Genomic DNA, 12,358 nt, shown 5'->3' on the forward strand with positions numbered 1-12,358 from the left:
AACACGCTATAGTAGAAAAAAAGTAATGAATGGAGTGGACGGCAATGAGTCAAGAAAAGGCAACATTCGCGGGAGGCTGTTTTTGGTGTATGGTCAAACCGTTTGATGAGCTTCCCGGAATCATCAGTGTGGTTTCAGGGTATATAGGTGGAGAAAAGGAAAATCCGAGCTATGAAGAAGTGACAACGGGAACAACGGGACATGTAGAAGCCGTACAAATTACTTTTGATCCAGAAATTTTTCCTTACAAAAAACTCCTTGAAACCTTTTGGACTCAAATTGATCCAACGGATGCAGGGGGACAATTTTTTGATCGAGGTAGCTCTTATCAAACCGCTATTTTTTATCATAATGAGGAACAAAGGACCCTTGCTGAGGCTTCTAAGAAGGCTTTAGCGGAAAGTGGCCGCTTTAATAAGCCGATCGTGGTTCCTATCCGACCAGCAGTAGCTTTTTACGCTGCAGAGGATTATCATCAAGCATATTATAAGAAAAATCCGTTGCATTATGAGCGCTATCAAGAAGGATCTGGACGAAAGGCGTTTATCAAGGAGCATTGGACTGCGAAAAAGGATAAAGAGGAGTTACGAAAGCGCCTCACAGATATTCAATATGAAGTCACGCAGAATAATGCGACAGAAAGGCCCTTCCAAAATGAGTTTTACAAGGACTGGGGAGAAGGGATATATGTAGACGTTGTTTCCGGTGAACCTTTATTTAGCTCAACGGATCAATACGATGCGGGCTGTGGGTGGCCCAGTTTTACAAAGCCTATACAGAAGCAGAATATTAAGGACAAAACGGATTTGAGTCATGGGATGATTCGGACAGAAGTACGTAGCACCTTCGGGGATTCGCATCTTGGTCATGTCTTTGATGATGGACCAGGGCCATCAGGATTAAGATATTGTATAAATTCGGCAGCACTGCGTTTTATTCCTAAGGAAGATCTTGAGAAAGAAGGATATGGAGAATATAAAGAGCTCTTTAAATAAAAAATAACGGAAAAGAAGGGATGTTGAAAATTTCAATATCCCTTTTATATTCCTTTCGAAAAAAAGGCACAAAGAATTGAGGGTTGTCAATAACCAAATTCAACCATGAAGAGGTCTATCAAAGCCATTGTTGTGAGTATTCTCACGATTCAAAGCGCAAATATGTACAATTAAAGAAGAAAAAGTGACAAATTTGTTATAAAGTCGTGAGCAAATGTTGAAATAGAAAAAAACATGATTCAAAAACCGAAAATCGGTGGTAATCTATGTTATGTGATTCATTTCGTAAAACGCTACATTAAAGCCAAAAAGTGAATGTTCAAAAATCCAAGGATAAATCAGTTTGACCGTCGGACGCTGTTCATCCTTATTGAATAAACCTAAGGCATAATGTTAGATGTTATAAACTGTTTGAAAACATGTAGCGCATAGGGGGGGACTTAATCACCAATGAAACACATGAAAACATCCATTAAACTGATTGTGCTTTCTGTCATCTTTCTTCTATTATTAACAGGTTGTGATGTTCCTGTGTTACAACCGCAAGGACCGGTTGCAGAGCAACAATATCATCTCATCCTTTGGTCAATCTTTTTGATGTTGTTTGTTATCGTTGTTGTCTTTGTTCTTTTCGGTGTCATTGTATTTAAATACAGAGCGAGTCGTAAAAATACTGATGACTACGATCCAGAAAAAGAAGGCAGTCGAAAACTTGAATTTACTTGGACTATTATTCCGATCATTATTGTCATTATGTTAGCTATTCCAATGACGATAACAACATATGACCTTGAAAAGAATCCTAGCCCAGAAAAGAAGCCATATGTCGTCAATGTGACTTCAGCTCAATGGAAATGGTTATTTAGCTATCCTGAAGACGGCATTGAGTCAGTCAACGTTCTGCATGTTCCAGCAGATCGACCAGTTAAATTCGTGATGACTTCAGAAGGGGCAATGAACTCATTCTGGATTCCAGCTCTTGGTGGCCAAAAGTATACAATGAACAATATGACCACGAAATTGTATCTTGAAGCGGATAAGCCGGGCACCTATCTTGGTAAGGCTGCGAACTTTAATGGGAAGTATTTTGCCCATATGAATTTCAATGTTATCGCTCAGGATCAGAAAGATTTTAATAACTGGGTTAAAAAAGTCAAGTCAACTTCACCTAAATTGACTATGGATCAATATAATCAATTGATCAAACCAAGTGTTGTTAAAGTAAAAACGTATTCCTCTTATCCAAAGGAACTTGATGAGAAAATGAAGAAGAATATGGATATGATGAATATGGGCAACAGTAAAAGCAAAGAAAAAGATCAAGATAAAGACAAAGATATGGACATGAGTAAAGACATGGACATGTCTGGAATGAAGGGAGATAAATCCCATGAGTAATATCAAAGATTTTCTTTTAAATGATTTCTTTGTCACTGGTGAGCCCATGATTTATATGGCCGACGTTTCCATTGTTCTTGTCACCATTGCTATTTTTGTTGTTCTTACCTACTTTAAAAAGTGGAAATGGCTATGGAAAGAATGGTTGACAACCGTTGACCATAAAAAAATTGGGATTATGTACATCTTAGCGGCTTTGGCAATGCTTTTCCGTGGGGGGATTGATGCGCTGCTCATGCGTGTTCAATTAACCGCACCGAATCTAAAGTTTTTAGATGCACAGCACTATAATGAAATTTTCACAACACACGGAACGATTATGATTTTGTTCATGGCGATGCCATTCCTTATTGGTTTAATTAACGTGGCGATGCCGTTACAAATCGGTGCTCGTGATGTGGCGTTCCCTTACTTAAATGCCATCAGTTTTTGGTTATTCTTTGTTGGGGCCATGCTCTTTAACTTATCCTTCGTCATCGGTGGATCCCCTGACGCAGGTTGGACCAGTTACACCCCTCTTGCTGAGAAAGCACTTGATCCGGGTGTGGGTGAGAACTACTATTTACTTGGGCTACAGCTTGCCGGTATCGGTACGCTAGCCAGTGGTGTTAACTTTGTTGTTACGATTTTGAAAATGCGTGCACCAGGTATGACATTAATGAGAATGCCAATGTTTACTTGGTCGACATTGATTACATCAGTCATTATCGTTTTTGCTTTCCCTGTCTTAACAGTTGCTTTGGCGATGTTAACGATTGACCGTCTTTTTGGCGGACACTTCTTTACGGCAACCGCAGGCGGGATGCCGATGATGTGGACGAACCTGTTTTGGATTTGGGGACATCCTGAGGTTTACATTGTTATTTTGCCAGCCTTTGGTATCTTCTCGGATATTATCAGTACCTTTGCTGGGAAGAAACTATTCGGTTACCATGTTATGGTTTATTCAATGGTGGCTATTTCAGTCCTCAGTTTCCTTGTTTGGACTCACCACTTCTTTACAATGGGTTCAGGCGCAGCGGTTAACTCAGTATTTGGTATTTCGACAATGGCCATTTCCGTACCAACGGGGGTTAAGATCTTTAACTGGTTGTTAACCATGCACCGTTCGAAAATACGATTTACAGTTGCAAACCTATGGTCTTTGGCCTTTATCCCGAACTTTGTTATCGGGGGTGTTACAGGGGTTATGCTTGCTGTAGCAGCAGCAGACTACCAGTATCACAATAGTTATTTCTTGATTGCTCACTTCCATAATGTGTTGATCGCCGGAACTGTATTTGCTTGTTTTGCTGGATTAACCTATTGGTGGCCTAAGATGTTCGGGCATGTATTAAACGAACGTCTTGGAAAATGGACTTTCTGGATCTTTGTTATTGGATATAATGTTTGTTTCTTACCACAATATTGGCTCGGATTTATGGGTATGACCCGTCGGACCTATACTTATCCTTCTGGCCTAGGTTGGATGCCATTAAACGTGATATCCACGGTCGGCGGATTCTTAATGGGTATCGGATTTATGATCATGGTGTATAACGTCTACTACAGTGCACGTTATGGCAAACGTGATACGACAGGTGACCCTTGGAATGGACGTACCCTTGAGTGGGCAACGACATCTCCAGCTGCAGAATATAACTTTGCAAATGTACCAGAAGTCAGAGATCAAGATGCTTTCTGGGAAATGAAAAAGAGCAATCGCGTAAAAGAATGGCTTAATCAGCCAATCAAAGATATACACATGCCAAATAATTCTGGTCGACCCATCATCATGGCGTTCTTCTTCTTTGTTGCCGGTTTTGGTTTAACATTTGAATGGATTTGGGTTGGCGCTATTGGATTATTCGGTGTCTTAATTACCATGGTCTTACGTTCGTTTGAAAATGATACAGGGCATCATATTCATAAAGAAGAAGTCGAGCGTACAGAACGTGAAGCAGGGAGGATATCCTAATGTCTCAATCACATTCATTAAATAATCAGACTCCCTTAGAATATTCTACAGAGGATGGCCGTTTAAAGATCTTCGGATTCTGGGTCTTCCTCGGTGCTGAGATCATTTTGTTCTCATGTTTGTTCGCCTCCTATATGGTGTATCTACACCGTACAGCAGGTGGGCCAACACCCGATGATCTTTTTAATGTTAAAGAATTTATGACTGAAACCTTTTTACTCTTAACGTCCAGTTTCACTTGTGGGCTGGCTACACATGAGTTAAGACGTCACAATAAGACCGGTGTGATCATTTGGTTTATTATTACCTTAATCCTTGGTCTTGGGTTCGTTGGTATGGAAGCTCATGAGTTTGTGGACTATGTGGGTGAAGGGGCGAAGATGTCAACAAGTGCTTTCTTAACAGGCTTCTTTACTCTAGTCGGAACGCACGGTTGTCACGTAAGTCTTGGTATTCTCTGGATTATAGGGATCTTAATTCAAACGGCAAGAACAGGAATTAATCCTGTGACAGCAAGGAAATTATTTATTGTTGGCCTTTACTGGCACTTCCTTGATGTTGTTTGGGTCTTTATCTTCACAGTAGTTTACCTAACAGGGATGGTGTTATAAATGCAATCAGATCACACAACCACAGCACATAGTCATGAAGGTTTTCCGTGGAAACACGTGATTGGTTTTATTTTATCTCTCATCCTAACGGTGGCAGCATTGTATGTTGTTGTATCACTTTCTTTATCAACGACAGCAACCATCACCATTATTCTTGTGCTTGCGATTTTCCAAGTGCTTGTGCAATTACTCTTCTTCATGCACATCACAGAACATGAAGGAGCATACCAACTGATCGCTATTATCTTTGGTATCTTCCTCGCTGCCGTCTTTGTTGCAGGTTCAATTTGGATTATCCTTTACGGCACATACTAAGGGATCGTTAAATATTGACTCTGAGTTCTCGCACCTTTCATAAGTTGCGGGAACTTTTTTATTAAGCTTTAGAAAAATTCTGGTCATCAGGACGGTGTGGATTTCCGCTCTAGAATGCGGCCTCAGCTAACTTGGGATGACAATCGAGTTTCCCACTATTTATGACTATAAAACCCTTGTTCCTGCGTCTACGAGTAGTGCTTTGTAGGTTTTTCTTATTGTGAAAATAAGTATTCAAAGCATGGAATAGTGGAAAGATAAAAGAGAATATCCAGCGAGTTATGGACTTTAAAGAGACAACAATGACAGTAACCATGCCTAAATAGGGGGTTACTCTTTATTTTTTAAGGAATTTGAGCGATAATAGACGTATGTGAATGAAAGTGAATGAAAAAAAGAGGGAGTTATATAAATGGGTTCTTCTAAAATTACAGGTATTGCTGCGTCTTCAGGTGTTGCTATAGCTAAAGCATTTATTCTCCAAAATCCAGATTTTAAAATAGAAACACGTCATATAGAAGATGCGTCGCGTGAGGTTGACCGTTTGGCAACCGCTGTTGAACAGTCCAAAACGGAACTTGAAGCCATTAAAGTGCGGGCGGCTACGGAACTTGGTGAGGATAAAGCGGCTATTTTTGCTGCCCATCTTCTTGTTCTTGCTGATCCAGAATTTGTGGGTGCAGTGAAGTCGAAGGTGACAGATGAAAAGGTTAATGCAGAGGCTGCGCTTGAGGCAATTTCCAATCAGTTTATTACCATTTTTGAAAGTATGGATAACGAATATATGAAGGAAAGAGCGGCTGATGTTCGTGATGTGACGAAGCGTATTATGAGTCATTTACTCGGGATCAGTTTTGCATCACCGGCAACCATTAGTGAAGAGGTTGTCATCATTGCTGATGATCTTACACCTTCAGATACGGCACAATTAAATAAAAAATATGTCCAAGGGTTTGTGACAAATATGGGAGGGAGAACTTCTCACTCTGCGATCATGTCACGATCATTGGAAATTCCAGCAGTGGTTGGAACACAGCATATTACGGAGTCCGTACAAAATGGAACAATGATTATTGTTGACGGTCTCGATGGGGACGTTATCATTGATCCGACCCCAGAAGAACGGTCGATGTATGAGCAGAAACAAAAGAAGTATGAAGAGCAAAAGGCAGAGTGGCATAAGTTAGCGAGTCAACGCACGGTGACTGCCAATGATGCTCATGTTGAATTGGGAGCAAATATTGGCAACCCTGAGGATCTCGACGGTGTGCTTGCTAATGGGGCTGAGGCCATTGGACTTTATCGAACAGAATTTCTTTATATGGGTAGAGACCAAATGCCAACCGAAGATGAGCAATTTGAAGCTTATAAAAAGGTGCTTGAAGCAATGGGGGACAAGCCTGTCGTTATCCGGACATTGGATATTGGGGGAGATAAAGAGCTCCCTTATTTGGAAATGCCGGAAGAACTTAATCCGTTTTTAGGATTCCGGGCGATTCGTCTATGTTTAGAGAATCAGGATATATTCCGCATTCAGTTAAGAGCACTGCTTCGCGCGAGTGTTTACGGTAACTTAAAAATTATGTTCCCAATGGTAGCGACATTAGATGAGCTAAGAGAGGCAAAAGCAATATTAGCTGAGGAAAAGGACAAGCTTCAAAAGGCCGCCATTGATGTCTCAGAGACTATTGAAGTCGGTATGATGGTTGAAATTCCATCTACTGCTGTCCTTGCCGATCGGTTTGCTAAGGAAGTCGATTTCTTCAGTATTGGTACGAATGATCTTATTCAATATACATTAGCTGCAGACCGTATGAATGAGCGTGTAGCTTATCTGTATCAGCCTTATCATCCTGCGATTTTGCGTCTGGTTAATATGGTGATTCAGGCAGCTCATAAAGAAGGAAAATGGGTCGGAATGTGTGGCGAGATGGCTGGCGATCCAATTGCTATTCCGCTGCTGCTCGGTTTAGGACTTGATGAGTTTAGTATGAGTGCTTCTTCAATTCTCCCAGCTCGTAGCCAAATCAAAGGTCTAACGACAACTGAAACAAAGGCAATCGCTGAACACGCACTTTATCTGGATACAGCGAATGATGTAGAAGCCTATGTGAAAGAGCAATTGAAATAAATGAACCAAAAAAGAGGGCCGTTAGGCTCTCTTTTTTGGTCAAGAATAATAAAGTATAAGTCATCGAAGCAATAAAGAGATCGGTAGAAAAATTTGTCTTCTCTGATTAGCACTTGATGGAAGACAAGTTTTTCTTAAAAGATAAGAAACTGTAACATTTCTGGTCATCAGGACGATGTGGGTTTCCGCTCCAAGGGCCAATGAGAGTTCGAAGTCAGGCCCTCTTAGACCAGAGGTGTTCCGCACTGGCTCTTAATAGTAAAAAGGCTGCCCGAGAGTCTAAATCTCAGGCAGTCTTATTCTTATTTTAGTAATTCTCTAAAGGAACGTTTGACTTTATCAACAACGTAATGGCTTCCTTTAAGGTTGGATTTCTTATCTTGAACATTTTCAATCATCATTGAAATCAGGAGTCTTGGATTGTCAGTATTATAAGCGACGAACCAACCGTCATCTTTACCTTGAGTCCCTTGTTTTTCTTTATGTTCCGCCGTCCCAGTCTTACCAGCAAGGGCGGGAGTACCCTCAATCTGAGGTTGATAAGCTGTCCCAGAAGGGGTCTCCACACCTTCTGATAAGGCTTTAGAGATCTCTTTGGCATCTGAGGCTGATACGACATTCTTTTTCATGTAACTTGGTTTAGAATCATCATCCGTGACAAGTAACTGTGGTTTAATGATATTACCGTCGTTAACAAAGGCGGAATAAACAAGGGCAAGGTGCAAGGGATTGGTTAATACCTCGCCTTGACCATAAGCTGTATTTGCAAGTAATCCTTCACTATCAATTTTGCCATTATTGGAAACTTGAGAGGCTTCCATAGCATAAGGGAAAGGCAGTTTTTCCCCAAATCCGAAGGCCTTCATTCCATCGACAAATTTATCGGCACCCGTTTTTAATGCCACCTGTGCAAAATAGATGTTATCTGAAACAACAAGGGCTTTTTCAAGATCGACGCTTGGAAGTGAGTCTTCCCTTGTAATGTGGAAATCGCCTTTCCATGAAGGGTCCTTCCAAGTTAGACCGTTAATTTTTAAAGTTGTTTTAGGTGTAATCACTTTATTTTTAAGTGCAATGGCTGCTGATATTGGCTTCTGAGTCGAACCGGGTGCATATGTCTGGGTAAACCGGTTTAACAAGGGCTTTTCAGGATCTTTAAGGAGCTTTTGATAATCACTGTTAGATATTCCTAGGACAAATTGGTTAGGATCAAAAGCAGGTGTACTCACTAGGGCAAGAACTTCACCTGTTTTAGGATTAATAGCAGAGGCTGCTCCAGAATCCCCATCCATATGGTTGTATAATGTTTTTTGGACTTTGGTATCAATAGTCAACTTTAGATCTTTGCCGTCTACAGGGTCTTTTTTGGCTATGGTTTTAATAGGTTGATGATCACTGTCAGTAATCGTAATTTCAGCGCCATCTTGCCCATGAAGTTGGTCTTCATAAATAAGCTCCAAACCTGTTTTTCCGATTTCAGATGACTCTGTATAGCCTTTATCCTTATATTTATCGAGGTCTTCCTTAGTAACTGAGCCGACATACCCTGTTAAGTGAGAGCAGGCCATTCCACATGGATACACTCTTGCCGGCGTTTCTTTAATGACAACGCCAGTTAATTGATTGGCTTCATCGATAATTTTTGTCTCAGATTGCGGCACTGTCTTAATAGGGACAAAAGAATCAGGTGTTACCCATGATGCGCTAAGCGCGTCATTAATATCGTCGTCAGAAACCCCTAATAGCTTCGCAAGCTTCGTTTTATTTTCTTCGTGACCTTCAAGTTGTTGTGGAAAGAGACCAATCTCATCGGCAACCCCATTAATGGCTAAGCCTTGTTCGTTACGATCAACAATCTCCCCGCGCTTAGATTCAAGCGTTGTCACACTCACGAGTTGATCCATTTGAAGATCTTTAAGGATCATTGTGGGGTCCCAATCCACCGTCCAGGTATAGGAATCGTCCTTTTTCTTTTTGACGACACTGGTTTTCCCCGAATAACTGAGTGGTCCAGCTACAGTGTTCATTTTAACGTGATACTTAAAGGTTTCCGATGAAATGTCATCAGGATCTTTTTCCTTTTCAGGCTTGTCAAAGGTGACCTTTAAATTTTTGGCCTCAATACCGTCATATATATCTTTATAGCGTTGCGTGAACTTCTTTTCTGTGATCGCCTTTTTCGATGTATCAGATAGCTGAGCATACATTTTCTTGAAGTCTTGTTTATTCCATTCTTTTGTAAATGTAGAAAAGGCATCACTGGGTTTAGGGTCATTATCTGAGCAAGCGCTAAGAGCGATCGCGATAATGGCGAGTATCGATACAAGGCATAAACGTTTTAAAAACATAGTTTCCTCCTCCATAAAACATAAAATTGTGACGATATAAAAAGAGAAGTCTCTAAGGTGAACTTCATAGAAAGCTTTTAATAAAAATTTTTTACATTTCTTTTTCTCTATTATTACAAGACAGCTTGCCTTCATTATAAAGGAAAGATTATAATTTTAGTAATCTTTTTTACTATAATTTAAAAGGGAGTATCAAAGAATAAAGAGGACAAGGAATAAAGGCTTTTACTTAGAGTAAAGTTTCTTTATTTCATAAGATTGAATCAGGCTTTGGCGTATAAGGAGGAGGAAAGGCCATCAAGAAAATCATATGCCTTCTCTTTTTTTCAATAGTCATTTGTGTGACGGTATATGTCTTTTTAAATGACTTTCTAAATGATGAGGTAAGGGCAGAACAAGGAGAAATTGAGGATAGTCATTATTATAAAACTATTTTTGGTGATAGGATGGGAAATCAGAGGGCCAAAAAGGTGGTACCGATTGATGCCCCGCTCATTCAGCAACTTCCAGAGCTTCCCCGTGGTTGTGAAGTCACAAGTTTAGCGATGCTATTACAGAGTGCTGGTATTAAAGTGAATAAATTACAACTCGCAAAGGAAATTAAAAAGGACCCAACGCCCTATCAAGGAAAAGACGGTCACATTTTTTTCGGTAATCCCAATACAGGATTTGTAGGGAGTATGGATGATAAAGCGAAGGCGGGCTTCGGTGTCTATCATGGCCCTATTTTTCAACTCGCGAAGCATTATCTGCCGCAAGCAGTCGACCTTACTGGAAGCTCGTTTGCTAGAGTTGAAGAACAATTAACAAAAGGACGAGCCGTTTGGGTGATTACCTCTATTAATTTCGAAAAAGTTCCCGAAAATTTATGGGTCACTTGGCGGACCCCTATTGGCAAGATTAGAGTGACCAAGAAGGAGCATTCCGTGCTTTTAACAGGGTATGACAGTCGCTATGTGTATATCAATGATCCATTGAGCCCTGTTAAGAACAAGAAAGTATTGAAAAAGGATTTCATTGCGGCATGGCAACAGTTTGGATCACAAGCGGTATCCTATCGATAGAGCCCTGATCAAAGCAAAGTAGGAAATACGTATAGTAGGAAAACGTCAAAGGGTGAAAGCGAGAGGGAAGACACAATTAAAATATAGCGAATTTTGGTGCTTACTTTTAAATCAGTCAAACCCGAACTATTCAAAAAAAATATTTGAATAAGTTCGGTTTTTTCTTGAGTTGACCTTTTATAGACCAATCGTTCTACTTTTTGAATAAATTTTATAAAAGGTCGTATTCTAAAGGGTTAGAAGAAGGGATAAAAAAATTTTTTTAGAAAAATTTAGTCGTGAGATACGCTTCTATTAACAAGGAATAACAAATATTAATATTTATTTTACAATTAGTTAATGACTAATTGAAAGAAAAATAGTACTATAAGATTGTGTTCGAGATAAGTATCGACTTGATAGAAGAGTCTATACTGTAAAAAAATGGGGGGTAATTGTTTTTATGAAGAAAAAATTGATGCTTCTTTTTGCGATGGTTTTAGTCATTGGACTCCTCGCAGCCTGTGGTTCTAAAGATGACTCCAACGGTTCTGGGGACAGTTCCTCAGGAAATAAAGAAATCAAAGATCTTAAAATTGGTTTTGTTCCATCTAAAGAGCCAGACGAAATCATTACCGCGACAGAACCACTTAAAGGTTTATTGAAAGATGAATTGAAAAAAGAAGGCTACAAAGTTGATAAGGTTGATATAAATGTTGGTACGACCTATGAAGCTGTAGGGGAAGCTCTTTCAGCAGGAACAACAGATATCGGTTTAATTCCTGGTGGAACCTACGTATTATACGATGATGGCGCTGATGTTATTTTAACAGCCACTCGTGCAGGTCTATCAAATGATTCTGATAACGCTAAGGACTGGAATGATAACAAACCAACTAAGCCTACAGATGAGCAAGCCACTTATTACCGTGCGCTTTTCGTAGCGGGTCCTAGTAAAAAAGGACAAGAATTGGCGGATAAAGTCAACAGCGGTAAAGATCTCACTTGGGATGATTTAAACAGCGCGAAATGGGCTGTAATGGGCTCCACTTCATCTGCAGGTTATATCTATCCAACTTTATGGTTACAAGATAAATACGGCAAAAGCATTACAGATCTAAAACACGTTGTACAATCAGATTCTTACGGAAGTTCAATGGCGCGTCTAGCCCAAGGTCAAGCTGATATTATGGTGGCTTATGCTGATGTAAGAAGAGATTATGAAGATCAGTGGAAAAAAGACTTCAAGCGTAGCAAATCCATTTGGGATGAAACAAACGTTATTGGTGTCACACAACCTATTTACAACGATACAATTAGTGTCAGCAAAAAATCTAGCATCATGACTGATGATTTCAAAAAGGCGCTTCAAACAGCATTCATTAACATTGCTAAAACAGATGAAGGTAAAAAAGTCATTGCTGTCTATAGCCATGAAGGCTATCAAAAGGCAAAATCCTCTGACTACGATGGTGAGAGAGATGCGCAAAAACTCCTTCAAAGCATGAAGTAATATTGAAGTCGATCCAGCTACATTTATTTTAGAAAAGAAAAGTCATA

The 12,358-nt window shown here is 39.9% G+C and carries 9 protein-coding genes; 8 read left to right on the forward strand and 1 reads right to left on the reverse strand.

What is annotated here, in order from left to right; genetic code table 11:
• Positions 1 to 44 precede the first annotated feature (44 nt).
• The 6 genes from msrB (at position 45) to ptsP (ending at position 7,407) form a co-directional block, all read left to right on the forward strand.
• Positions 45 to 995 carry a peptide-methionine (R)-S-oxide reductase MsrB gene (msrB, locus tag IEV91_RS15375; RefSeq protein WP_188498313.1) on the forward strand — a complete coding sequence of 317 codons (951 nt, stop codon included), beginning with the start codon at positions 45 to 47 and terminating at the stop codon, positions 993 to 995.
• Positions 996 to 1,445: 450 nt separating this feature from the next.
• A complete protein-coding gene (gene qoxA / locus IEV91_RS15380; RefSeq protein WP_188498314.1) occupies positions 1,446 to 2,393 on the forward strand; it encodes a cytochrome aa3 quinol oxidase subunit II in 948 nt (315 codons plus the stop codon).
• Complete coding sequence (qoxB, locus tag IEV91_RS15385; RefSeq protein ID WP_188498315.1) at positions 2,386 to 4,350, forward strand: cytochrome aa3 quinol oxidase subunit I; 1,965 nt, start codon at positions 2,386 to 2,388, stop codon at positions 4,348 to 4,350. Before qoxA ends, qoxB begins: the two co-directional genes overlap by 8 nt.
• Positions 4,350 to 4,961 carry a cytochrome aa3 quinol oxidase subunit III gene (gene qoxC, locus IEV91_RS15390; protein WP_188498316.1) on the forward strand — a complete coding sequence of 204 codons (612 nt, stop codon included), beginning with the start codon at positions 4,350 to 4,352 and terminating at the stop codon, positions 4,959 to 4,961. Before qoxB ends, qoxC begins: the two co-directional genes overlap by 1 nt.
• Entirely contained in the window at positions 4,962 to 5,276 is a 315-nt protein-coding gene (gene qoxD / locus IEV91_RS15395) for a cytochrome aa3 quinol oxidase subunit IV (protein WP_188498317.1), read from the forward strand. It abuts the gene before it with no gap.
• A gap of 412 nt (positions 5,277 to 5,688) precedes the next feature.
• Positions 5,689 to 7,407, forward strand: a complete 1,719-nt coding sequence (gene ptsP / locus IEV91_RS15400; protein WP_188498318.1) for a phosphoenolpyruvate--protein phosphotransferase — start codon at positions 5,689 to 5,691, stop codon at positions 7,405 to 7,407.
• 302 nt (positions 7,408 to 7,709) lie between these two features.
• Here the strand turns inward: ptsP and IEV91_RS15405 are convergent, their stop codons facing one another.
• A complete protein-coding gene (locus tag IEV91_RS15405; RefSeq protein WP_188498319.1) occupies positions 7,710 to 9,755 on the reverse strand; it encodes a penicillin-binding transpeptidase domain-containing protein in 2,046 nt (681 codons plus the stop codon).
• Positions 9,756 to 10,096: 341 nt separating this feature from the next.
• Here IEV91_RS15405 and IEV91_RS15410 point away from each other — a divergent pair, with 341 nt between their 5' ends.
• Together IEV91_RS15410 and IEV91_RS15415 are read left to right on the forward strand one after the other, a co-directional pair.
• The gene (locus IEV91_RS15410; protein ID WP_188498320.1) at positions 10,097 to 10,819 is read left to right on the forward strand and encodes a C39 family peptidase; all 723 of its coding nucleotides are present in this window, start codon (positions 10,097 to 10,099) and stop codon (positions 10,817 to 10,819) included.
• 442 nt (positions 10,820 to 11,261) lie between these two features.
• Positions 11,262 to 12,311, forward strand: a complete 1,050-nt coding sequence (locus IEV91_RS15415; RefSeq protein WP_188498321.1) for a PhnD/SsuA/transferrin family substrate-binding protein — start codon at positions 11,262 to 11,264, stop codon at positions 12,309 to 12,311.
• The last annotated feature ends 47 nt before the right edge of the window (positions 12,312 to 12,358 follow it).

The sequence above is a fragment of the Pullulanibacillus pueri genome, assembly GCF_014639255.1.
Classification (GTDB): Bacteria; Bacillota; Bacilli; order Bacillales; family Sporolactobacillaceae; genus Pullulanibacillus; species Pullulanibacillus pueri.